The following is a 24,326-nucleotide window of genomic DNA, read 5'->3' as shown; positions in this document are numbered from 1 at the left end:
GATAATCTGCGCAAAAGACGATCATTGACGGCTCTGGTTGTAACGCCCGGCCAGTTTGTCCAGGAATGTGAACAGAGCCTGGTTCATCTCCCGGTAATCATGTGCACGCAGTTGTGCAGGCGTATGGACAAAGCGGTATTCACCCGCCCGGCCCAGATCCTTTTCGGAGTGGGCAATCAGCAGTTCGACTACTTCCGGTGTCAGCTCCATGTGGCACTGGAAACCGAACACCAGATCGCTGTAGGCGACGATCTGACGCGGGCACCCTTCACTGTGGGCGATGACCGTGGCATCAGGCGTCAGCCCAGGCATATCGTTATGCCAGTGACCGACCTCAAGCGTGTGTCCGAAATGTGAAAACAGCTCATGCTGTTGCCCTGCCTGCGTCAGAGAGACAGGAAACTTGCCGATCTCTTTTTCCGGGCTGTGTGCAAAAGAAGCACCGAGCGCCTCACCAATGAGCTGGGAACCCAGGCAGATGCCAATAACGGCTTTACCTGCGCGCACAGCGGATGCGATGACCGCCTGCTCAGCCTTTGCATCAAAATGCGGGCACTCTTCAGGGGTGGTTGCCGGGTCCTGTGGACCGCCCATAACAATCAAAAAATCGATGTCATCCACGCTGGACGGTAGAGCCTCACCTTCATAAACTCGTGAATAGGTGACGTGATTACCTTTGCCTATGGCCCAGGACTCATAAGCGCCGGGAGCCTCAAAACTTTCATGGATGATGAAATGCACGTGCATTTAAATATGCTCCTGTAATGCTTATGTTAACCTTAATTTTTCAAGTTTCACCCTGTCGGGATGTTATGAATCGGGTGAGTCCAACTAAGATAACTGCAGGAACTAAATTTGAAATGCCAGGTAGCATAGATAAAGCGCCAAGACATGATGAAGCGACGGGATGGTCTAGCACCGCCATCAGCTATCAACGCGGAGAGACCGATCCTCCTCATCATCATATTGAAGGACAGCTGTTATTTGCTACCAGGGGCGTTATGTTGGTCGAAACAGAGGGCAATCGTTGGGTGATCCCCCCCTCAGCGGGCATTATGGCTACCGCCTCTGCAGATTCACAGCTACAATCTGCTATCCCACACCGACTTACGGGCCATTTATTTCAGTAGCAGTCTTATCGAAGAATGCCTGAATTTTACTAAGAGTCGCCAGGTGCATGTGATTACAGCCACCGCACTGGTGAAAGAGCTGATAGCCGGGCTTTTCAATGCCGACTACACTGGACCGAGCCAGCGTAAAATGGCGCTGTTAATTTTAGAAATTCTCAGTGAGGCAAAGCCTTTGACCGCGGAGCTACCTATGCCGCATGATGAGCGCTTAAACAGGGCAACCAAAGAGTTACTGGTCAGTCACCGCTGGGAAGCGTCTCTAAGCGATCTGGCCCATATTGCCAATATGTCTGAACGCACCTTCTCGCGAATGTTTATTAAGGATACGGGCTTCAGCTTCAGAACCTGGAAGCAAAGAGCAAGAATTTGTGCGTCATTAGATCTCCTCGCCAATGGCATCTCAATTAAGCAGGTCTCCTACCAACTGGGTTTCTCATGTCCGGCTGCATTTACCGCTGCATTTCGTTCCATTCTGGAATTAACACCACGCAATTTTCTTCTTTAGCACACGGCCAATGTCCGCTTATCGCTCATAGCGGACTATGTCCCGCAAGCATGTCTGATTTGTGCCAGAAGCGGACATTTTTGAGTGACTCAACAACTTCATGGTGCCTGACAGACGCTGGAGAACAGGCTGCGGAAAGTTATCCGGACATGCTATACGTACGCTGGAATCAGTATCGCAGTGGCCTGAAGTTTTAAGGATTGACGCTGTCGGATACTGCGAGCCGTATATCCTATCCGGAAGTGGTCAGGTTTACATTTCCAGCCCAAAAGCAGCCCGTAAATCACTTACTCAATTCTGATAAACCATGACATAAGTGCTACTAAGTTAATAAATGCTTTTTTTAGTGATGCGGGAGAGAATAGGTTAGTTGTTCATTCACTTTATGAAGAGAAATTAATATGCCGGTTTTACATACAAATTATGGTGATATTAATTATCATGATATTGGCACGGGTGACACGACTCTGTTCCTCATGCCTGGCTGGTGCCAACCAAAAACCGTTTTTAAAGATTTCTCTGAGCAGGCCGCCGTCTTTTTCCGCGTTGTCACTATAGACTGGCGTGGTCATGGAAAATCATCGACCAACGGTCAGGATGTTGACGGTGAGGCGTTATTATCAGATGCTTTAGCACTAATTAAACATCTTGGCTTAACACGGATAGTGCCTGTTTCCGTTGCTCATGCCAGTTGGGTATCTATTGATTTGGTGGAAAGTTTAAGAAATCGCATACCTGCAGTCATATTTCTTGATTGGATCATGAATCAGCCGGAGCCTGGATTTTTCGACTCGGTCAGAGACATGCAGAATGAAGACAGCTGGCAAGATGCACGGGATGCCCTTTACGAATATTGGCTGGCAGAAAGCGACTCTCCAGTCATGATCCATCATCTAAAAACTGAGATGGCTGAATCCAGCTATCAGCTTTGGCGACTTGCTGGTCAGGTCATTGCTGATGCATACCATAAATATGGTTCGCCACTCCTGCGTCTCGAACAGCTCAGAAATCCCCCCTAAGGCTTCTCACATCTATTCCCTGGACAGAAGCGACAAGTACCTGGCTTTACAACAACGTTTCTCAAGGAAACATAATTTCTTTGAAGTGAAACGGTTAGAGACGGCCAGAACTCATCTGGCCGTACTTGAAAGGCCGGCGGATGTGCTGGAGGAGATCCTGAAATTGCTTTGAACGTTTTTGTAGTTTTTATCCAGTTGCAGTAAAGAAGCTATCAGGCTACTTATCAAGCAACTGACTAACATCCTGTGCTCATAGCGAACCCTGCATCTACGTTCGGCTGCTTCGTGCCAGAAGCGGAACCAGATGAGAGCTATAGAAGATCAACTATCACGTTGCTTTTCTAACCGGATGAAAGTGCCATCCAGATTTGCTTTATTACCCCAGCCGAGTTGCATGTAAAATTTTGCCGCACGGCTGTTTTCTTCGGTTTCCAGCCAGGCAATTTCGTGATGTCTGAATAACTCCTGTTCCGCAAGCATAGTGAGTCTGCGACCTATACCTCTGCTTTCGTATTCAGGAAGAACAAAAAAGACCATAAAGACAGCCTTTATCCGTTAAGATCATTGAAAAACCAATAATTTCGTCGTTATCACAGGCAACCCATGCGCAATGGTCGTTTTTGATCATATCGCCCACGACGCTTTCGGTGATCCCTATTCTTCGCATTTCTTCGCGGCTCAGATGATTCTCCGTAACAGATGTTCGGACTGAGAAAATTCCATCAACATCAGAAAATTGTGCTGGCCTTATATTTATACTCATAAGACTTACTCCATGTATGACAAAGATAAATTCTGATGATAATGCAGCCATATCCTCTAAGGAGCCACAGAACCGTCAATGAGATGACAACTATTTATGTTCCGCTCCTCACTCTTAGCTAACCGTGTGCCAGCGCCAGACAACTCTATGCCCGGAGCAGCCCCTCACAAAGTTGATACATTTCACGGGACGAACTCAGTCAAAATCACGGTTAAACCCGTTGTGGTTAAGAGGCAGTTCTTTGCTCAGCGGGTTATTGAGAAAATGCAGGAGTAGTAAAAACTCATGCCTCAAATGTGTATTATAAGGCGCTGCACCGCGGAATCTTTAAAAAAAGATATTTTCTTTGGCTATTGGTAAAAACGCTTTCTTAAATTATTTAGTTTAAATTTTGAGACATATTGATGCCGGTAATATGAAAGCCATTCTTCTGATACAGTGCTTTGGCTGAGGCATTATTCGGCGCTACCCTAAGTCCGACTTCATCGATGTTCATTATTTTTAGCAATCTTTTCATTTCGCATAAGGCCAGACCACCGAATCCACGGCCGCGCCAGTCAGGATAAATGTAGAAATCACTTATCCAGGCTGATGACCCGGTGATCGACAACCAGAGGATGCCAATAACTTCCTCTGGTTCATCAGGCTCTTGGATACACCACAGCTGATTAGCCGGGGTCACAACGCCCTTTGTTAACACTGTATCAATAGATTCTATGGCTTTGATTCGTGCTTTTTCGGAAAGATATCCGCGATTTTTTTGCAGATCCTGCGAATATTCATGGATGAAAAGAGAACGATAATTTTTGAATTCTTCTTCATTCATATTCCTGAGAGTAATCACACTATCTTCCTGATGAGGTAGTTATGTGTTGAAGATATCACCTGGAAACTGTTTTTCAAGCTTCTCTGTTAAGGAATATTTTCTCTGCACGCATGAATCACCACTGAGAATGGTGATATTTCAGAATAGCGAGTAAAACGGCACTTACTGATTATTGCTAAGCTCCGCTTTTTGCCATAGCGCCTGTTAACCAGCTTCATAAGTTAACCAGCCCCTTTGCCATCACACTCAGTCAGCAGGCCCGGAACGCTGCGCGGTCCGGGGATGTTAAGCTGTTCGATCGAGATGTCCTGACATTTTAAAATGTCACTGAAATGGTCAGTTTTGCGTTCCTTCAGCTGATGATGAGACTCTGACCCGGAATGCAATAACCAGCGCGGCAGTAAGCATGATACAGGCTGCAGTAATGAATACCCCCGTCACCCCGTTGAGGCCATATATCAGGCCACCTATTGCTGCACCCGCGGCAATGGAGGATTGGACGGCGGCGACCACCATACCCCCTGCGCTCTCGGCCTCATCGGGAAGAGTCCGGGCGACCCAACCTGACCAAGCCACCGGTATGCCACCAAATGCCAGCCCCCCACAGCATGACCAGCGCCGTAAGCCCGGCGATTGATAACGGCAGAGTGATCATACCCAGTGCCGCAGCTCCTACCAGAGCAGGCATAATAATCAGCGTAAAACGCAGGCTGCGTTCCATCAGCCACCCTGCCGACAGTGTCCCGATAAAGTTAGCAATGCCAAACACCAGCAGTATTAACGCCAGCCCTTTTGCGTCTATGTGTGCGAGTCCTTCCAGCGCCGGCCGTATATAGGTAAACAGCGCATACTGGCCGGTGTGTGCAAGCACGCACCCCAGCATGCCCACGCTCACGCCCGGCCTCTGGAGCAGAGAAAATACGGATGCCGTCCTGGTCCTGACTACCGGCGGCATTCCGGGCAGCGTCAGCCACTGAAAAATGAAAGAGAGTGCACCAACCGCAGCAGCGGCAATAAATGCGCTACGCCAGCCAGACATCTCGCCCAGATAACTTCCCAGCGGTACGGCAACAACAGTACCTACCGCAATTCCACTGAAAATGATCGACAGCGCCCGCGGTACCAGCCTCTCCGGCACTAACCTCATCGCTACCGCCGCTGCCATACTCCAGAATCCACCCAACGCGATACCCAGCAGGATGCGCATTGCCAGCAGCATGACAATACCTGAAGAGAGCGCCACGAGCAGATTTGAGAAGATCATAAGGGCGGTAAAGCTCAACAACACGACGCGCCGGTCCAGCGCACGCGTTAATCGCGGTATCAGTAATCCGGCAAATAACGCAATCACCGCCGTCACTGTTACGGCCTGTCCTGCAAGAGATTCTGACACACCCAAATCCCGTGCAATAGGCGTTAATAAGCTGGCAGGCAGGTACTCTGCGGTGAGCAGGCCAAAAACACCCATGGTTAACGAAAAAACCGCAAGCCAGGCTGGCTGGATTTTCTCATCTCTTTGCACTCTTTCTTTGTGAACCCTGATAGAAGTTTCATCCGTCATTTCTAAGTCTCCTGGAAAGTCGTTTCAGGAGAAGAAGTCTATTCAGGCGCAGCTGGATGATCTATGCTCTAAAACCCTCACTTTTTTTACCCAAAACCCGAAAAGGCATATGACTTCATCCTTCGCTCTGTCATCAGAACTCATCAGCGAGCTGCTTTCCGGTCTACGGCTATACGGCGTGCGATATCAGCGTATCCAGACGGGAGATACGTTTGGCCTGAACTTCGCAAGCAGGCCCGGTCATGCTTATCTGCACTACGTCGCTGTAGGGGGAGATGGTGCTTCATAGTGCAAACGGCGAAGTTCTTACGCTTTCAGCCGGAGAGGCTGTATTTCTTCCCCACGGCGAACGGCATCAGCTTTTGTCAGCAACAGCCGCCGACGTGCTGGATATCGACAATATTGAAACGGCACCACTCGATGAAAAAGTGAGTGGGATTGATACCTGCCCGAGTACTCAGGAAACGCCAGGTGCTGTGCTGTTTTTTGGTTGTATGAAAATCGATCTGGGAAGCATGCAGCGGCTGGCGGATGTGCTGCCTGAAATTATGCATGCCGATGCAAAGGGGATTCAGTGGCCGGGACTCATGCATATCCTTGATGCGATGAAGCGTGAGATATGCTCCGGACGCGTGGGCTATGCAGGTATTCTCGCCAGGCTTGCCGATGTGGCTGGAGCGATGTTTATCAGAGGATGGGTGGAAGATGGTTGCGGCAATAGCGCTGGTCTGGCTGCAGCACTGCGCGATCCGCGTCTGGCTCAGGCCATCCTGGCGATTCATCGCGAACCGGGCCGGGACTGGAGCGTGGCAGAACTCGCCGCCGAATCGCATATATCCCGCTCCGCATTCGCCGAAAGGTTTCAGACCACTATCGGCGTCCCACCGCTACGGTATGTAACGGAAGTAAAGATGCATCTCGCTGTCCGCTGGCTGTCGTCAGAAAACATCACCGTCGACATCGCATCGCAACGGTTAGGATACTCCTCTCAGGCTGCTTTCAGCCGGGCTTTTAAGCGTGTAACGGGCAAGTCTCCAGGCGCGGTTCGTTTCCTTAGCTAATGGGTTTTATCCCTAGCGGGGATAGCAGTAATCGCAACGTAGCCTGACTTCCTTTGTGCTCCAGCAAAGGCAGCATTAAATAAATAAATCACATTAAAAACAGTGTCCGTTTCTGGCATATAGCGGTCATCAGCCCGATGACAGTTTACTTTGTGACAGGAGCGGACGTTCACATTAACTGTAGGCACACACTGTTATGTAAAATGTGAGCACTGAGCACACCCCGAAGGAGAAGAGGCTGGGGTTATGTCACAGGAGTCGGCAGAGGCCGGGCGGGAACTGGATGGTTGGGTGGTGCCGGATAAGCTGCCATCACTCAGGCTGACACTATGCCATGTCTTTTAAGGAAGATCGGGACTTGCAGGGACCGGTAAAAACGACTGATATGACTTCACCGGCTTTGCAGTTCAGGCCTGGCAACCCGGTGTCTCCGCATTGCCTTGCTGTCTGCTTAGTCTGTGTTTATGAGGTCGCCGGGGTCATCAACCTCCGGCAAACTACGTTAACTGCATAGGGATAACTCTTTAGCTCCACTCATTCCGGGAGAACCATCATGTCCTCCCTCATTCCCGCCACTGCCACCCTGCCCGCCGACGCCGCCAGGACACGCATCGGCTCCGTTTGTGCCGTCATTTTCGCCATCTCCGCCATTTGAATTGGAGCCTGGGTCAGCATTACCGCCGTTACCTCCGTTCAGACGGCCTGTACCGGGCACGCCGTCTTTACCCTTTTCTCCATCAGGCGAACTGCCGTTCCCATCCTGTCCGTTCTGGCTCTCACAGGCAGACAGCTGAGTAGTGTCCTGCGGGTGTGTCTGACTGAATACCGGTAGGGAAAGGAGCAGCCCTGCAGATAGTGGAAAAAAATCAGCGTGTTGTGTAGCTTTGACATAGAAGTTTCATCCTTTATTTAATGGCCGCCCTGGCCTCAGGGGCGGTCATCTCGCGTTACCGCAGGCCGCCGCTATGTCTATGTGGGGTTTATGACGCCAGCCGATAGTGCGACTGCACCAGACCCGAAGGGAAGCTGCGGCTTGATAGCAGTGTCAAATCGATATCCTGATGCAGGGAGCCGAACAGGGATTTTCCCGAACCAAGCAGGACAGGAACGGTAGTGATAACGATATCGGCGACCAGTCCTTCATGCAGGAACGACTGTATCACCTGCCCGCCATCGATATAGATGCGATGTGCGTTCTGTGCTGCCAGGTCATTGATCACCTCCTTTGGAGTACGGCGGGTGAACTGCACTTTGCCTTTTAATGCCTCGGGCACCGGGGTATCGGCTAGCTGTCGGGAAAGCACCAGCACGGGCTGATCATAAGGCCACACATCAAAGGTCAGCACCTTCTCATAGCTCCCCCCGGCCCATAACAATCCAATCTTTATCCGCGATGAATGCGGCATAGCCATGATCTTCTGTCGGATCCGCGCGCTGCAACAGCCAGTCTATATCGCCATCCTGTCGGGCGATGTAACCATCAAGGCTAACTGCGATGAAAACGTGTGTGGTGATCATCAGGTGCTCCGTATTGAGGCTGCATATTTCAGGCTGAGTTTAGTGATACTGGCGATATAGCCCTTAAAAGGGCCTTTACCCTTTCATCCTTACCGGGAATGTCCCTATGAGTAGTCAGGAGTAGTTATGCGCTTCCCATTGATACAGACCGCCTGTTTCGATGGTGTGCTGACATGCGGCAAAGCGGGCTAAAGCCGCCCTGTAAACGCCTGTCGTCAGACATATCCCATCATTTTCAGCAGCGACTGCACCTGATTCATCGCTTCGCTGCGATGGGTGACGCCCAGCTTCTGATAGAGATTACGGATGTGGGTTTTGATGGTGGTGGAGGCCACCGCCAGCTCACCGGCGATTTGATCGTTGCTGTAGCCCGAATAGATCAATCCCAGCACCTGCCATTCACGCTGCGTCAGCGGACTGGTTCGGATCAGCTCCGGCACGTCAGGATGGTTAAGCAACCGGCTGACAAAGCCTTCATCGAAATGAGCGAACTTGTGACGGTGATATTTGTTGATCTCCAGCAGGATGCGCCGGGCGCGGTGGCTGTCCAGTTCATTCAGGGTATTAAGCTGGATCAATTGCCGCAACTGCTGCGCCATCATCTCGCCTTCAATCACGAAATGGCTGATAAAACCGGTGCTGCGCGCCAGTTTCAGCGCCTCTATCAGGACACGCTGCGCCTCCGCTTTGCGGTCGGTCTGCCAGTAGATCTGATTCAGCAGCAGCAGATTACGGTTTAAATCGCTCATCAGGCGCAGGGCACGGGCATTCTCATTCAGCTCCTCCAGCACCACTTCCGCCTGGCTGACATCACCCAGTAGGATCTGCGCGCGGGCGATGTTCCGCCATTGTCCCTGCAGAAAATGGTTATTGGCAAAGGCAGGTTTAGGCGTCTGCCGCATCCAGTCACGGGCGTTCTGGCTGTCGCCGGTCAACTGCCAGTAAATGACCCGGACTTTGTCGGCATTGGCTATCCAGTCGCTGTGCCAGTTGCCATTGTTCAGCAGGTTTTCCAGCCGGTTCAGGTAGCTGCGGGCGTTATCCAGATTGCCGCGTGCCAGTGAGCACTGCACCAGCAATCCCAGACACTGAATCTGCTGCTGCGGCTGGAAACCGTTCAGTACTTTGATGCCTTCCCGGGCCGCCTGCTCCGCCTCTTCCAGTCGTCCCCAGGCCCACAGCAACTGAGCGCGGATGCGCAGCAGAAACTCATGCAGCGGGAACTGCGCCAGATGCTGTTCGTCGACCAGCACAAAGGCGCGGCTCTGGATCTCATAGGCTGCCTGCAAAAAGCCCTGAGCAAACAGAATCTCGCTCTGCTGAATCAGGCTCCAGAGGGCGTAGTGCCACACTTCATCGCGCCGCGCCATCTGTTCGGTCTGCCGCATCAGTTTGAGTGAATCATCCAGCTCGCCTTTGCAGTGCATCACTTCACCATGCACTGAGGTTGCCACAATGCGGCTGTAGTGACGGCTCGCTGGCAGGGTATCGAGCGCCACTTTCGCCAGCCGCTCCGCTTCATCGGTATTGCCATCGTTAATCGCCACCTGGGCGCGCAACGCATTAAATTCACCGCGCAGTGCTGCGTCGATCTCGCAGCGGCTGGCCTGTTCAAAACGCGCCAGCAGACTGTCGACTTCGGAGAAGCGATGCTGACTCTGCATCAGCCAGGCCTGCAGCAGCACCAGCATTGGATTTTCCAGCATCATCTCCCACGGCAGTGCTTTCAGGGAGTTCTCCAGCAGCGGCAGTTCGCTCTGATTAAACAGCGTCCACGCGTGCTTCAGCAGCACGTCCCGCAGCATAGTGGCGTCGCCAGAGGCGAGCGCATGATGAATCGCCTCGCCGGGAAAGCCCTGCGCCATCCAGCTCTCTGCCGCAGCCCGATGCAGCGCAGGCAGCTCCGCCGCCAGTTCCCACTGACAGCGCTGACGCAGGAAGTTACCAAACAGCGGATGGTAACTGAACCAGCAGCCGGAGTCGTCCATGCGCTGCAGAAACAGACCCTGACGCTCAATCTCTTCCAGCCGCATCTGGCCGTTCTCTTCGCGGGTGACACAGGCGATCAGTTCATCGTTCATTGAACGCAGCAGCGCGGTTTTCAGTAAGAAATGGCGGGTAGGCAGATCGACGTTATCCAGAACTTCTTCAACCAGATAATCGGAGAGGTGGCTGGCATTAATGCCAGAGAGACGCCGGGCGGAATGCTGAGCCGAACTGGCACCCTGTCGCGCCGACAGCACGATCAGTTGCAGCGCCGTAGCCCAGCCCGCTACATCATCACAGAGTCGGCTGCTCTCTTCGCTTTCCAGCGGGGCCGCCAGTCTGCAGTCAAAAAACTGTCGCGCCTCCTGGTGGGTAAAAGCCAGCTGCTGGCTGCCCAGCTCAATCAGTTGCTCACGCACCCGCAGGTTGGCGATACCGAGTTGCGGCAGGTTACGTGACATCAAAATCAGCGTCAGATTTTCAGGCTGATGGCGCAGGAAAAAGCGCATCGCGTCGTGGATCACCGGATTGGTAATCAGATGGTAGTCATCAACGATCAGCCACAGAGGCTGCTGCCACTCCACCAGCTCTATAAAGAGCTGAGAAAACAGGGCATTGAGATTCACATACTGCCGCTTCTGGGCCAGCAGCTCACTACGCGGACAGCCACCGTGGGTGGCCTGTTGCAGTGCAGCGATCAGGTAATCGGCAAAACGCTCCGGCTGATTATCGCCCTCATCTAAAGAAACCCACCCCAGATCGCTTTTCCCTGCCGCCCACTGCGACACCAGTGTGGTTTTACCGTAGCCCGCCGGACTGGTGACCAGCACCAGCCGATAGTTACCGGCAGCGGTGAGTTTTTGCAGCAATCTCTCCCGAATCACAGTGCCTTCAAGACGCACCGGGCGGCTGAGTTTAGCGGGTATTAACATGGGCGCGCGTTTCTCCATTTGTCGAGCGCATCATTATTTTACGCTTCGTAATTATTCCTTACACAGGTTCAGCATTTCGTCAGATGAATGCAAGCAAACCCATTAACTAATCTTTACAAAAGCGTGTGCTATCACACTCCTTCAACGATTTCGGATTAGCCTCATCCTCTCCACCCTCCCCATCCTCCTCCGCTAATTCTTTGCAGGAGGATGAGCGAGGGTTTCCGCGCGGGCAGACTGTCGCCACATTGATCCATTTTCCGTTTTACAGGACATCAACCATGACACAGCCCGATTTCAACCCGATTCAGTTCAATGCTGCCCTGACCCGTCAGTGGCAGCGTTTTGGCCTGCGCGATGCGCAGGAGATGACCACGACACAGTGGTGGCAGGCACTCAGCGGTGCGCTGGCCGATATGCTGGCCGCGCAGCCTGCTCTTCCGGACCCAACAGAACTGCGCCATGTTAACTATCTGTCGATGGAGTTTTTGATTGGTCGCCTGACCGGCAACAACCTGCTGAACCTGGGCTGGTATGACGCGGTCAATGAGGCCCTGGCCGCCTGGAATATCTCACTCACTGATGTGCTGGAAACCGAAACGGATCCGGCGCTGGGTAATGGCGGCCTGGGTCGTCTAGCAGCCTGTTTCCTGGATTCCATGGCGAATGTGGGTCAGCCCGCTACGGGCTACGGTCTGAACTATCAGTACGGTCTGTTCCGGCAGCGCTTCGAACAGGGCGCGCAGATTGAAAGCCCCGATGACTGGCAGCGCGACCGCTATCCGTGGTTTAACCACAACGCCGCGCTTAACGTGCGGGTCGGACTGGGCGGTAAAGTGGTGACGGTTGCGGGTCAGCCACAGTGGCAACCGGCGTTTGAACTGCTCGGCGAAGCCTGGGATCTGCCGGTGGTCGGTTATCAGAATGGTATCAGCCAGCCACTGCGTCTATGGCAGGCGAAACATGCCCAGCCGTTTAACCTGAGTCGCTTCAACGACGGCGACTTTCTGCGCGCGGAGCAACAGGGTATTGATGCTGAAAAACTGACCAAGGTGCTCTACCCCAATGACAATCATCAGAACGGTAAAAAAACTGCGTCTGATGCAGCAATATTTTCAGTGCGCCTGCGCGCTGGCTGACATTCTGCGTCGCCATCATCGGGCCGGACGCAGCATCGAAACCCTGGCCGATCATGAAGTGATCCAGCTTAATGACACCCATCCGACGCTGGCCATCCCGGAGCTGATGCGTCTGCTGCTGGATGAGCATCAGCTGAGCTGGGATCGCGCCTGGCAGATCACACAGCACACTTTTGCCTACACCAATCACACCCTGATGCCGGAAGCGCTGGAGTGCTGGGATGTGCGTCTGGTGCGCAGTCTGCTGCCGCGCCATATGATGATCATCAATACCCTGAACGCGCAGCTAAAAACGGCTGTCACGGCGCGCTGGCCAGACGATGAAGCGAAGTGGGCCAGACTGGCGCTGGTGCATAATAACCAGCTGCGGATGGCGAACCTCTGCGTGACCAGCGGGTTCGCGGTCAACGGTGTGGCAGCGCTGCACTCGAAACTGGTGGTGCAGGATCTCTTCCCGGAATATCACCAGATGTGGCCAGAGAAATTTCACAACGTGACCAACGGCATTACGCCGCGCCGCTGGATCAATCAGTGCAACCCGGCGCTGAGTGCCCTGATCACCCGGACATTGCAAAAATCCTGGCTAAACGATCTCGATGCCTTGCAGGGGCTCGAAGCCTTTGCGGATGACGCCGCCTTCTGCGCGGAATATCGCGCCATCAAGCAGCAGAACAAAGTCGCGCTGGCGCACTGGGTGAAACAGCGGACCGGCATTGAGATTGACCCTACCGCGCTGTTTGACGTGCAGATCAAAAGACTGCATGAGTACAAACGCCAGCATCTGAGCCTGCTGCACATCATTGCGCTGTGGCAGACGCTGGTCACCGATCCGCAGGCTAACCGGACGCCGCGCGTGGTGCTGTTTGGTGCCAAAGCCGCACCCGGCTATGCACTGGCGAAAAACATCATCTATGCCATCAACAAAGTGGCCGAGGTGATCAATCAGGATCCCCGTATCGGTGACCGGCTGAAAGTCGTGTTTATTCCCGATTACAACGTCTCCGTCGCCGAGCGGCTGATTCCCGCCGCCGACCTTTCCGAACAGATCTCCACCGCCGGTAAAGAAGCGTCCGGCACCGGTAATATGAAGCTGGCGCTGAATGGCGCACTGACCATCGGCACACTGGATGGAGCGAACGTCGAGATCGCTGAGCAGGTTGGCAGCGAGAACATCTTTATCTTCGGGCATACCGTGGAACAGGTGGTGGCGTTAAAAGCAGACGGATATGCCCCGGCGCAGTGGCGCAAGAAAGATCCGCAGCTCAATCAGGTCTTACTGGCGCTGGAAGATGGCACCTTCAGCCAGGGCGACGGCCACGCCTTTGATGCGATGTTGCAGAGTCTCGGCCCGGAAGGGGGTGATCCCTATCTGGTACTGGCTGACTTCCAGCCCTATCTTGACGCACAGGCGCAGGTAGAAGCGCTGTGGAGCAATCAGGAGGCCTGGACACGTGCCACCATCCTCAATACCGCACGTTGTGGCATGTTCAGCTCCGATCGCGCTATCCGCGATTACCAGCAGCGCATCTGGCAAGCGAAACGCTAAGGAACGCCATGAAAACAGATCCGGTTATGGACGATTTCTCCCGGGCGGGCATCGCCGCTGAGTATATCAATGCTCACGGCAAGCCACAGGCGATCCCGACCCTGACCCGCCAGCGTTTGCTGGCGGTGATGCAGCCTTCCCATCCGCTGAGCACGCCACTGCCACCGGTGGTAATTTTTCGCAGCGGCGATCTTCTGAGCCTGTCGCCACAGCTCGCTGACGATGCCCACTGGCATCTCACCAGTGAAGCGGGTGAAATCAGCTCAGGTCGCTGCCAGCCCGCTCAGCCGCTGCATCTGCCGCCGCTGCCAGAAGGCTATCATCAGCTGACGCTGCAACAGGGCGCGCAGCAGTGGTCGTGCCGGATAATAATTGCCCCGGCCCGCTGTTATGAACCCCCCGGCCCTGCTGGCAGGTGAGTCATTATGGGGCGCCTGCGTGCAGCTCTATACCCTGCGCTCGGCGGAGAACTGGGGGAATCGGCGACTTTGGCGATCTGCGCCGGATGCTGCCGGAGGTAGCCGCACGCGGCGGCGCGTTTATCGGTCTTAACCCTATCCATGCGCTGTTTCCCTCCAGCCCGGAGAGTGCCAGCCCTTACAGCCCCTCGTCCCGGCGCTGGCTCAATGTGCTCTACATCGATGTGGGCGCAGTCGCTGACTTCCGGCAGAGCGCTGCCGCTCAGGCCTGGTGGCAACGTCCGGAAACAGAGCAGGCGCTGGAGCAGGCTCGCGCAGCAGAATGGGTGGATTATGCGGCGGTGACCCGGCTAAAAATTGACGCGCTGAGGCTGGCGTGGCCGCAGTTTACTCAGCGTGACGCCAGCGATCCCGAGGTGCAGGCGTTTAATGGATTTATACGTGAAGGAGGCGAGAGTCTTCAGCATCAGGCGCTGTTTGACGCGCTGCACGCCGATCAGATAGCACAGGATAGTGATCGCTGGGGCTGGCCGGTGTGGCCGGAGGCGTTGCAGGATCCCGGCAGTCCGGCCGTGCAGGCCTTCCTGCAACAGCACGCCGATCAGGTGCGCTTCTGGCTCTGGCTGCAGTGGCTGGCCGCGAAGCAGTTTGCCGACTGCTGGGACATATGCCAGCAGCAGCAGATGCCGATTGGACTTTACCGCGATCTGGCGGTGGGTGTTGCGCAGGGTGGCGCAGAGACCTGGAGCGAGCGCGATCTCTACTGCATGGAGGCCAGCATCGGTGCGCCGCCCGATATTCTCGGCCCGCGCGGCCAGGACTGGGGATTGCCGCCCATGGATCCGCAGGTGATGCGTCAGCGCGCCTGGGAGCCGTGGATCGCCCTGCTGCGCGCCAACATGCGTCACTGCGGCGCACTGCGCATTGACCATGTGATGGCGCTAATGCGGCTGTGGTGGATTCCGGCCGGTGATAGCGCGATGCACGGTGCCTACGTGCACTATCCCATCGACGATCTGCTGGCGATTCTGGCGCTGGAAAGTCAGCGTCATCGCTGCATGGTAATTGGCGAAGATCTCGGTACGGTGCCGGAAGCGATTGTCGATAAGCTGCGCGATGGCGGGGTCTACTCCTATAAGGTGCTCTATTTTGAGCAGGAGTCAGCCCAGCGTTTTCGTCCGCCCGCCGAATGGCCACGGCAGGCAATGGCGGTCGCCACCACGCACGATCTTCCGACGCTGCGTGGCTGGTGGCAGAGCGATGATTTGACCACCGGCGCACAACTCGGCCTCTATCCTGACAAAGTGGTGCTGGCCGGGCTGTATCAGGATCGGCTGCGGGCGAAGCAGGCGCTGCTGCAGAGTCTGCATCGCGTTGGTGCCCTGCCGAAACGTGCCGGACGCGATGCACGTCGCACCGGCATGAGCAAGGCATTAAACCGGGCGATGCAGCGCTATCTGGCTGATAGCCACAGCGCCCTGCTGGGACTGCAACCGGAGGACTGGCTGGATATGGCGACGCCGGTCAATATTCCGGGCACCAGCGATGAATATCCGAACTGGCGACGCAAGCTCAGCGCCACGCTTGAAACGCTGTTCAGCGATCCTGCCACTGACACGCTGCTGCGTGATCTGACGGCACGCCGGAAGCGACTACTGCGCAATTGAAGGTTAACGCGCGACTCAGACTCGTGTCTGACGCAGCCTGTTTTACATCATTTTCAGTTATTACAGCGTGCGGGCCGGCAACGGCTCGCACGCTGCTACTGTAATCAGCGCCTCTCAACAGTGATAATATCACCCTGAGCACGAGCGTCTAAAAACACTAACCGGATTCTGTTCAGGATTTAATGAACTTAAGAATTTGTATTCGCCCAATCCTGAGATTGCTTTAACAGCAATGCCCAGTCGTCAGGTGGATAGCCGTTATGCAACATTCCTGAAAATACTTTATAGGCGTCACGCTTACTGCCATAAGCACGTTTGGTCTCAGCGTCATTCATCCATGCAAGGATGATGGTTTTATGTTGCTCGCTGAATCTAAAGAACAAACGATACTGCATCAAAAACTTTGCACGGAACCAATGCTTATTTTGTTCTCCCAGCGTATCGCCCTGGCGAAACTTTGCCTGATGTGGATCGGCGCAAATCTCACTATTGATAACTTTAAACACAGCGGCTAAAAGCTTAGTCGTCGCTTTTCGCTGGTAACTTTCAGGATATTTAGCCCTGAGTAACTCCACTTCATTGGTCAGCGCAATCAGCTGCGATTCAAAACAGGGATGAACATAAACGTGCCATCCATTTATAACCGTGCTGTCTTCCATACTTAATTACTCATCGTCCATGAGTGGAGCATCCAAATCAACGTCCATACCTTCGGTCAACGATGTAATGCGAGTTAATAATCCTCGATCCAGCGTTTTAATATTTGCAGGTGTGTTGCGTATGTCAGCAGCAAGAAAACTCAGAAAGCTCGCCATCACTGGATCATCATCAGTCACCGTTTCCTGACGGGTAATAAGGACTTTGCCGCCCGGCAGAACAGCGTATTCGATATTCTCACCCGGTTGCAGATTCATCGCATCACGAACTGCGGCAGGGATAGTGGTCTGGCTGCGGGCTGTCAGTTTTGATGAAGCACGCAGAGAGATGTTTGCATGAGTCAAAGTTCCCATTGCGGATTCTCACTAGAAAAAACAAGATAGCGCAACAGTAATGCAAGTGCATTGGCAATGCAAATGCATTGATCGCGATAAGAGCGAATGTTTTGTTACTAAGTCTTCATTAAAAGTTTCTGATTACGCTTTTCCGTATCGACTGAAAAATTGGCACCCTGTTTTATTTCCTGCCAGACATCAAACTCTTCGCGACTGATAAGCACAGCAGCAGAACCGCCCCGCCGGGTGATAATCACAGGCTCACCCGCCATCACGATATCCATGATTTCAGCAAGATATTTTCGGGCCTGTGTTGTCGTGTAACTTCGCATTTAGCCTCCAGAAAAGTCATCCCTGAAACAGCTTAGTTAGCCTATATTCATCAAACGCTATTGCCCACAGCATGACTTACGCAATGCGTAAAACCACGCAAAAAAATCATGCAATCAGGATCTCTGCAACAAAAAAAGGTGCGCCGCAGCGCACCAGATGGAACAACATCAGTATTGTCGGGGCAGCTTCACCCCTTGCCTTTAACACTACTGATAAAGGTCTGCCGGGCAGAGGTGGAACCCAGCCGCTCGGCTTCATCCAGCAGTTTCAGCGCCTTATCGATATTGCCGCTGTTCACCGCCTGTCTGATCTTCTGGTTAAAGTAACTCTCGGTGTCGCTCATGATCGGTTCCGCACGGGCTTTTGGCGCGGGCGCTGCGGCGGGTGCAGGCGCCGGTGCTGCGCTGTACGCTGCCGCAGGTGCGGTATTGCCGACGGTCACCGCGCTCGGGCCGGATGAACCAAACAGCGGCCCGACCAGAATGGATGAGCCGGAACTGGTCTGCATCTTCAGCTTGATTGTCCCTTCCCGGCTGTGGCGGGCGACGGGATCGGGAATATCCGGTACCGCATGACCGGTGCCCTGCGCGTAGGCCTTGGCCGGGTCAAGCAGCGTGGTGGTTTGTGTCAGATCGCTGTCGGTGGTGAACACCAGCAGGTAGATTTTTTGCTGACCCAGCGCCGGGGTTAATTTCATCACCCCTTCCAGCCGATCTGCCGCCATCACACCCGGCTTCTGATAGGTAAAGTAGCGGCTGGGGAACCAGGCCGCAGGACGCAGGTTTTCATCCAGCACCAGCACGTTCGGCGCGAAAACCTGACCGTTCGCCACTTCACTGCTCAGCGTCAGCGTCAGTTCGCCGATATTGGCGGGCAGACTGTAGGCCGCGACCGGACCGGCAATGTGTGGCGCATTCAGCGTCTGTCCGCTGTTAGCGAGTTTTGTGGTCTGTGTCTGAGAAGCAGCCAGCGGTTGCCAGCTCAGGCGTTGCAGTGTTTCGGGTGCCACGACCGGTGCAGACGAGAGATCCTGCGGCACCAGATTGACATCCGCCAGGGCGGGAAGCGCATGTCCTGTCAGTAACACCGCACTCAGGCAGAGTGCAGCCAGTTTTTTCATTTTCATTATGTCTACCTTATTGCAGGTCGCGGCATTAACCAGGCAATGGCACACCGCGACCAAAGAGATCCATCAGGCGCAGGCGCGCCTGTCAGAAAAGGTGCTGGTTTACCACCAGATTTCCATCTGCGCGCCGAAGGTCACTTCATCGTCTTTACCACGGCTGTTAGTCAGGATGCCGTTGCCGCTGGTGTCCGCAGAGGCGAAGGTGGTGAGATCGCCTGAGTTATCTTTGTTGTAGCCCCACTTTTCATCCCATTTGGCGTAGGTCGCGAACAGACGCAGAGCCGGACGTGACCAGATGCTGTCGCCCGCCTGCCACTGCTGCGCCAGCGTCACTTTGTACTGGCCGTTGCGTTCGTTAGCCTGCTGCGATTTGACGTTGTCGTAGCCCAATTCCAGCAACGTGCTCATAATCGGCGTCCATTTGTACATCGGGCGCACACCCACGGTGTACCACTCGGTGCCGCGGTTGTTGTCCAGATCGATATTCTGGTACATGGCGACGTACATCAGATCCCAGCGTTCCGCCAGCGAGATCGCACCGTGGTCGAGGATGCGATACATGTCACCATTGTTGTTGAGGCTGGTGCCCTGCGGCACGCCTTTGCCCTGAGAGGTCAGCGCATCGGTGGCATACTGCAGCACGAATTTGTTGTAGCCCTTCATCATGCTCTGGGTATGTTCAGCAGTGAACATCCAGCCATCTTTAGAGGCACCCTCTTCCAGACGGTAGTCGTCACGGGCATTGGCGCGACCGTAGTCGACACCCAGCTCCAGCACGCCGTTGGTGTTGGTTTCCAGACCGGCCAGACGCACATCAAACACGTCGTTGGCAGTGCTGGTGGCGAAGTCACGGATACGATCGCTGGAGAAGGTGTAAGAGCCGCCCGCTTCAGATGAACGGGTTGCGGCGAAAGAGAGTTTACCGAAGCCGAGATCGACATCTTCCAGACCGGCACCCGGACCCGAGATATCCCAGTAGTAGAAGTCGATCATATGAACGTCATGACGCTGATAGAAACGCTTACCGGCCCAGATGGTAGAGCCAGGCAGCGCGTCGATCAGGTTTTTACCTTTTACGTTGGCTTCACGAAAGGCGGGCGAGGTGGCTTCCCAGTCATTCTGCTGTGCCACGGAGTAAGCCACGTTGGTGTCGAAATAGAAGCTTTTGTCGCCCTCTTTCCACACTTCCTGGCCTAATTTCAGTTCGGCGTAGGTTTCACATTCGTTGCCCAGACGGTATTTACTTTGGGCACCGGTGGCCTGGAAACATTGCTGTTCACCACCGCTGCCGGTCCAGCCAATGCCGGAACGGGCGTAACCGGTAAAATCAACCGCCATCGTCGGGGCGGAGAGGGTTCCCACCGCGACGGCAACGGCGATGGGAAGTTTGCGCAGAGTTAACATTTTCTATCTCCTGAGGTCATTGCTTTTATTGTTTTTGGCAGGGCTATACACCCGGCTCCTGATACAGCCTGCGGCACGCGCTCCCGTCCTCGCGGAACAGGTGACAACGCTCGGGCGGCAGGCCAATACCGAGGATGGCGCCCTCTTTTACCAGCACGACGTCCTCCTGGCGGTAAACCAGGTTCTGACGGATAGCGGGAATCTCGATGTGGATCTGTGTTTCATGCCCCAGCTGTTCCACCACCTGCACTTCCCCTTCCAGGGTGACGTCGGCGATATCGCTGGAGAGCAGATGTTCCGGGCGAATACCCAGTGACATGTTGCTGCCGACCTGCACACCGGCGCTGTCAACCGGCAGCCAGACCAGCTGCTGATTCGGCAGCCGCACCTGAACCTGATCGATGGCGGTGGCGGTCACTTTGACCGGCAGGAAATTCATTTTTGGTGAGCCGATAAATCCGGCGACAAAGCGGTTGGCGGGATAGTGGTACAGCTCAAGCGGCTTACCGACCTGCGCAATACGTCCGGCATCCAGCACCACGATTTTGTCGGCCAGCGTCATCGCTTCGATCTGATCGTGGGTTACGTAAATCATGGTGCGCTTCAGGCGCTTATGCAGACGGGAGATCTCAATCCGCATCTGAACGCGCAGCGCGGCGTCAAGGTTCGACAGCGGTTCATCCAGCAGGAAGACGCGCGGTTCCGCCACCAGCGTGCGGCCAATCGCCACGCGCTGACGCTGCCCGCCAGAGAGAGCTTTAGGCCGACGATCGAGCAGATGCGCCAGTTGCAGAATCTCCGCCACCTGATTAACCCGCTGATGGATATCCGCTTTTTTCACCCCGGCGAGTTTGAGGCCAAAAGACATGTTCTCCGCCACCGACAGATGGGGATAGAGCGCATAGGACTGAAACACCATGCCGATGCCGCGTTCGGCGGGCGGCACTTCATTCATGCGCCGGTCGCCGATTAACAGCTCGCCGCTGGTGATGGTCTCCAGCCCGGCAATCATGCGCAGCAGCGTCGATTTGCCACAGCCTGATGGGCCGACGAAAACAACAAATTCCCCTTCACGAATAGTGAGATCGATATCTTTCGACACCACCGTATCGCCCCAGGCTTTCGTGACATTGCGTAACACAACGCTCGCCATGATCCCTTCCCTCTTAGCTGCATAGTCGTGTCTGCCCAGCGGCAGACGGGTTCCGGGGCTCACTATGCGAGAGGAAACAGACGGTAACATCCTCCACCGCACTGCATTCCACTGGGGGGAGGAGGCGGGAGGAGGAGAAACGCGGGCTGACGCCGCGGACTGCACGCTGCCGCGCTTTTTTTGTGATCGCTAACGCAGACCCGCAGGAATTTTTGCCGCGTAAGCGCCCGCTTAAAGGGCTTTTTTGCCAGCGCGATCACAGCGGCAGGTCGAGGGGCGTAGAGCAGAGGAGGATGAGAAGCCGTGGCGGATAAGCACAATGATGCCGGTACAGCATTCACCACTTCCGCTAACAGGATGGATTTATGACGATGAAAACCGGAGCAAGAATTCTGGCCCTTTCTGCCCTCTCTGCCGTGCTCTTTTCGGCCAGCGCGATGGCAAAAATTGAGGAAGGTAAACTGGTCATCTGGATCAACGGTGACAAGGGCTACAACGGCCTTGCCGAAGTGGGTAAGAAATTTGAGCAGGAGACCGGCATCAAAGTTACGGTCGAACATCCTGACAAAATGGAAGAGAAGTATCCGCAGGTCGCGGCGACCGGCGATGGCCCGGATATTATCTTCTGGGCACATGACCGTTTCGGCGGCTATGCGCAATCCGGCCTGCTGGCTGAGATCACGCCGGATGCCAGCTTCCGCGAGAAGATTTTCCCGTTCACCTGGGACGCGGTGCGCTTTGACGGCAAGCTGATTGGCTACCCGATTTCCGTTGAGTCGCTGTCACTGATCTACAACAAGAAACTGCTGCCGAACCCGCCAAAAACCTGGGAAGAGATCGCCGGTCTCGACAAGCAACTGCGTGCCAAAGGCAAAAGCGCCATCATGTTTAACCTGCAGGAGCCCTACTTCACCTGGCCGCTGCTGGCCGCAGGCGGTGCTTACGCCTTTAAGCTCACCGACGGACATTATGACGTGAAGGATGTCGGCGTCGATAACGCCGGTGCTAAAGCGGGCATGCAGTTCCTGGTCGATCAGGTTAAAGCCAAAACCCTGAATGCGGACACCGATTATTCGATTGCTGAGGCCGCCTTTAACAAAGGCGAAACCGCCATGACCATTAATGGTCCGTGGGCGTGGGGCAACCTCGACAAGAGCGGCATCGACTATGGCGTCACCGAATTGCCAACCCTGAACGGTAAACCGTCGAAAGCCTTTGTCGGCGTGCTGAGTGCCGGGATCAACGCCGCCAGTCCTAACAAAGAGCTGGCGAAAGAGTTCCTGGAGAATTATCTGCTGACTGACATCGGTCTGGATGCGGTCAACAAAGATAAACCGCTGGGTGCTGTGGCGCTGAAATCTTTCCAGCAGACGCTGGAAAAAGATTCGCGTATCGCCGCCACCATGAACAATGCCCGTCAGGGTGACATCATGCCGAATATCCCGCAGATGGCGGCATTCTGGTATGCGATGCGCACCGCTACCCTGAACGCGCTGGGCGGTCGTCAGAGCGTCGACGCCGCACTGAAAGATGCTCAGGCCCGTCTGAAGAAGTAATTCTCCCCTTGCAGCCGGGGCACCCCGGCTTGAGTGACCGTTAAGGAAAACCGCATCATGTCAGGAAAACCGAAAACGCGCAGTGTGCTGTTGAAAAGCGTTCTCATCGGGATCTGCTGTCTGCTGGTCGGCTATCTGCTGGTGCTGATGTACGCGCAGGGCGAATATCTGTTTGCGCTGCTGACGCTGATCCTCAGTGCGACCGGACTGTGGATTTTTGCTAACCGTCGCGCCTATGCGTGGCGTTATGTCTATCCCGGCGTGGCGGGAATGGCGCTGTTTGTACTGTTCCCTCTCGCCTGCACGATTGCCATTGCCTTTACCAACTACAGCAGCAGCAACCAGCTCACCTTTGAACGGGCGCAGCAGGTTTTGCTGGGCCGCACCTTCCAGTCCGGTGAAGCAGTCGGTTTTTCTCTGTTCCCGGCCGGCGATCGCTGGCAGCTGGTGCTGAATGATGGCAAAGACTATGTTTCACCGCCGTTTCAGTTTGGCGCTGAACAGACCCTGAAAATGGCCCCTGCTGCTGCACCTTCAGGTGAACGGGCGAACTTCAGAGCGATCACGACCCATCGTCAGGCACTGAGCCAGATCCGGGCGGAACTGCCGGATGGTCGTCAGTTACGGATGAGTTCACTGCGCCAGTTCTCCGGCACCCAGCCGCTCTATCGGGTGGGTGTGCAGGATGAGCTGATCAACCAGCAGAGTAACGCGCGCTATCGTGCTAATCCGCAGACTGGTTTCTACCAGGCGATTAACGCCGACGGCAGTTGGGCGAACGAAACCCTGAGTCCCGGCTTTACCGTGAATACCGGCTGGAAAAACTTCGTGCGGGTGTTTACTGACGAAGGGATTCAGAAGCCGTTCCTGGCGATATTTGGCTGGACGCTACTCTTCTCGCTGATCACCGTGGTGCTGACCGTAGCGGTGGGCATGGTGCTGGCCTGTCTGGTGCAGTGGGAGGCGTTGCGCGGCAAAGCGGTCTATCGGGTAATGCTGATTCTGCCCTATGCCGTGCCGGCGTTTATCTCGATCCTGATTTTCAAAGGACTGTTCAACCAGAGCTTTGGTGAAATCAACGTGATGCTCAGCGCGCTGTTTGGCGTGAAGCCCGCCTGGTTCAGTGACCCGACGCTGGCGCGCGCCATGCTGATTATCGTCAATACCTGGCTCGGCTACCCCTACATGATGATCCTCTGCATGGGCCTGCTGAAGGCGATTCCGGACGATCTCTATGAAGCCTCGGCGATGGACGGTGCGGGGCCGCTGCAGAACTTCTTCCTGATTACTCTGCCGCTGCTGCTGAAACCACTGATGCCGCTGATGATCGCCAGCTTTGCCTTTAACTTTAATAACTTTGTTCTGGTGCAGTTACTCACCAACGGCGGGCCGGATCGCCTCGGCACCACCACGCCAGCCGGTTACACCGATTTGCTGGTGAACTACACCTGGCGTATCGCCTTTGAAGGCGGCGGCGGGCAGGACTTTGGGCTGGCCGCCGCTATCGCCACGCTGATCTTCCTGCTGGTGGGTGCGCTGGCGGTGATTAACCTGAAAGCCTCGCGGATGAAATTCGACTAAGCGCCTGGCCCGACTGGCGTCATGGTTGCAGGCAGTCCGGACGCGAAGAGCGTGGAACAACCGGAACCTGGGAGGTGAGGATTGTGAGCACTGCCCGGGTTCAGACTGA

At 54.8% G+C, this 24,326-nt stretch carries 14 protein-coding genes and 6 pseudogenes; 7 read left to right on the top strand and 13 right to left on the bottom strand.

Annotation, left to right across the window (positions count from 1 at the left end; all coding sequences use genetic code 11):
• Window positions 1-21 precede the first annotated feature (21 nt).
• Entirely contained in the window at window positions 22-747 is a 726-nt protein-coding gene (locus JNO11_RS23480; RefSeq protein ID WP_307594935.1) for a type 1 glutamine amidotransferase, read from the bottom strand.
• Between the two features lie 113 nt (window positions 748-860).
• On the opposite strand from JNO11_RS23480, the pseudogene JNO11_RS23475 reads away from it, so the two are divergent.
• Both JNO11_RS23475 and JNO11_RS23470 read left to right on the top strand, forming a co-directional pair.
• Window positions 861-1,635, top strand: a pseudogene (locus JNO11_RS23475) (helix-turn-helix transcriptional regulator).
• A 401-nt stretch (window positions 1,636-2,036) separates the two neighbouring features.
• Window positions 2,037-2,654: an alpha/beta hydrolase gene (locus JNO11_RS23470; RefSeq protein ID WP_325178021.1), complete on the top strand. Its 618-nt coding sequence runs from the start codon at window positions 2,037-2,039 to the stop codon at window positions 2,652-2,654.
• A 321-nt stretch (window positions 2,655-2,975) separates the two neighbouring features.
• Here JNO11_RS23470 and JNO11_RS23465 read toward each other — a convergent pair whose 3' ends face one another.
• The 4 genes and pseudogenes from JNO11_RS23465 to JNO11_RS23450 all read right to left on the bottom strand — a co-directional run bounded on the left by JNO11_RS23465 (window position 2,976) and on the right by JNO11_RS23450 (window position 5,804).
• On the bottom strand, window positions 2,976-3,191 hold the full coding sequence (locus tag JNO11_RS23465; protein WP_325178020.1) for a GNAT family N-acetyltransferase: 216 nt from the start codon (window positions 3,189-3,191) through the stop codon (window positions 2,976-2,978).
• A complete protein-coding gene (locus tag JNO11_RS23460; RefSeq protein ID WP_325178019.1) occupies window positions 3,169-3,468 on the bottom strand; it encodes a hypothetical protein in 300 nt (99 codons plus the stop codon). Before JNO11_RS23460 ends, JNO11_RS23465 begins: the two co-directional genes overlap by 23 nt.
• 328 nt (window positions 3,469-3,796) lie before the next feature.
• Window positions 3,797-4,261 (bottom strand): GNAT family N-acetyltransferase, encoded by a 465-nt coding sequence (locus JNO11_RS23455; RefSeq protein ID WP_033773866.1) that lies wholly within the window; start codon window positions 4,259-4,261, stop codon window positions 3,797-3,799.
• Window positions 4,262-4,579: 318 nt separating this feature from the next.
• Window positions 4,580-5,804 (bottom strand): annotated as a pseudogene (locus JNO11_RS23450) (MFS transporter).
• A 109-nt stretch (window positions 5,805-5,913) separates the two neighbouring features.
• On the opposite strand from JNO11_RS23450, the pseudogene JNO11_RS23445 reads away from it, so the two are divergent.
• A pseudogene (locus JNO11_RS23445) lies at window positions 5,914-6,865 on the top strand (AraC family transcriptional regulator).
• A 980-nt stretch (window positions 6,866-7,845) separates the two neighbouring features.
• On the opposite strand, the pseudogene JNO11_RS23440 reads toward JNO11_RS23445, so the two are convergent.
• Together JNO11_RS23440 and malT are read right to left on the bottom strand one after the other, a co-directional pair.
• Window positions 7,846-8,383, bottom strand: a pseudogene (locus tag JNO11_RS23440) (dihydrofolate reductase family protein).
• Window positions 8,384-8,598: 215 nt separating this feature from the next.
• Window positions 8,599-11,301 carry an HTH-type transcriptional regulator MalT gene (gene malT, locus JNO11_RS23435; protein ID WP_033760251.1) on the bottom strand — a complete coding sequence of 901 codons (2,703 nt, stop codon included), beginning with the start codon at window positions 11,299-11,301 and terminating at the stop codon, window positions 8,599-8,601.
• Window positions 11,302-11,582: 281 nt separating this feature from the next.
• Here malT and malP point away from each other — a divergent pair.
• Together malP and malQ are read left to right on the top strand one after the other, a co-directional pair.
• A pseudogene (malP, locus tag JNO11_RS23430) lies at window positions 11,583-13,986 on the top strand (maltodextrin phosphorylase).
• Between the two features lie 8 nt (window positions 13,987-13,994).
• Window positions 13,995-16,072: pseudogene (gene malQ, locus JNO11_RS23425) on the top strand (4-alpha-glucanotransferase).
• Window positions 16,073-16,260: 188 nt separating this feature from the next.
• Here malQ and JNO11_RS23420 read toward each other — a convergent pair.
• The 6 genes from JNO11_RS23420 to malK all read right to left on the bottom strand — a co-directional run bounded on the left by JNO11_RS23420 (window position 16,261) and on the right by malK (window position 21,080).
• Window positions 16,261-16,731, bottom strand: a complete 471-nt coding sequence (locus tag JNO11_RS23420; protein ID WP_010247344.1) for a type II toxin-antitoxin system YhaV family toxin — start codon at window positions 16,729-16,731, stop codon at window positions 16,261-16,263.
• A 6-nt stretch (window positions 16,732-16,737) separates the two neighbouring features.
• Window positions 16,738-17,082, bottom strand: coding sequence for a type II toxin-antitoxin system PrlF family antitoxin (locus JNO11_RS23415; RefSeq protein WP_033773852.1), 345 nt, complete (start codon window positions 17,080-17,082; stop codon window positions 16,738-16,740).
• A gap of 98 nt (window positions 17,083-17,180) precedes the next feature.
• Window positions 17,181-17,396, bottom strand: coding sequence for a type II toxin-antitoxin system Phd/YefM family antitoxin (locus JNO11_RS23410; RefSeq protein ID WP_033773851.1), 216 nt, complete (start codon window positions 17,394-17,396; stop codon window positions 17,181-17,183).
• A gap of 188 nt (window positions 17,397-17,584) precedes the next feature.
• Window positions 17,585-18,523, bottom strand: a complete 939-nt coding sequence (gene malM, locus JNO11_RS23405) for a maltose operon protein MalM (RefSeq protein WP_022624735.1) — start codon at window positions 18,521-18,523, stop codon at window positions 17,585-17,587.
• A gap of 102 nt (window positions 18,524-18,625) precedes the next feature.
• Window positions 18,626-19,927, bottom strand: coding sequence for a maltoporin (locus tag JNO11_RS23400; protein WP_325178018.1), 1,302 nt, complete (start codon window positions 19,925-19,927; stop codon window positions 18,626-18,628).
• A gap of 43 nt (window positions 19,928-19,970) precedes the next feature.
• Window positions 19,971-21,080: a maltose/maltodextrin ABC transporter ATP-binding protein MalK gene (gene malK / locus JNO11_RS23395; protein ID WP_187484507.1), complete on the bottom strand. Its 1,110-nt coding sequence runs from the start codon at window positions 21,078-21,080 to the stop codon at window positions 19,971-19,973.
• 365 nt (window positions 21,081-21,445) lie between these two features.
• Between malK and malE the strand changes: the two genes are divergently transcribed.
• Both malE and malF read left to right on the top strand, forming a co-directional pair.
• Window positions 21,446-22,636, top strand: a complete 1,191-nt coding sequence (gene malE, locus JNO11_RS23390; RefSeq protein WP_325178017.1) for a maltose/maltodextrin ABC transporter substrate-binding protein MalE — start codon at window positions 21,446-21,448, stop codon at window positions 22,634-22,636.
• A gap of 57 nt (window positions 22,637-22,693) precedes the next feature.
• On the top strand, window positions 22,694-24,217 hold the full coding sequence (gene malF, locus JNO11_RS23385; protein WP_158132272.1) for a maltose ABC transporter permease MalF: 1,524 nt from the start codon (window positions 22,694-22,696) through the stop codon (window positions 24,215-24,217).
• Window positions 24,218-24,326 lie beyond the last annotated feature (109 nt).

This window comes from Pantoea sp. 1B4, assembly GCF_016925765.1.
GTDB lineage: Bacteria > Pseudomonadota > Gammaproteobacteria > Enterobacterales > Enterobacteriaceae > Pantoea > Pantoea agglomerans.
Note: the sequence above shows the minus strand (reverse complement) of the source record. Positions and strands in the feature narration are given on the sequence as shown.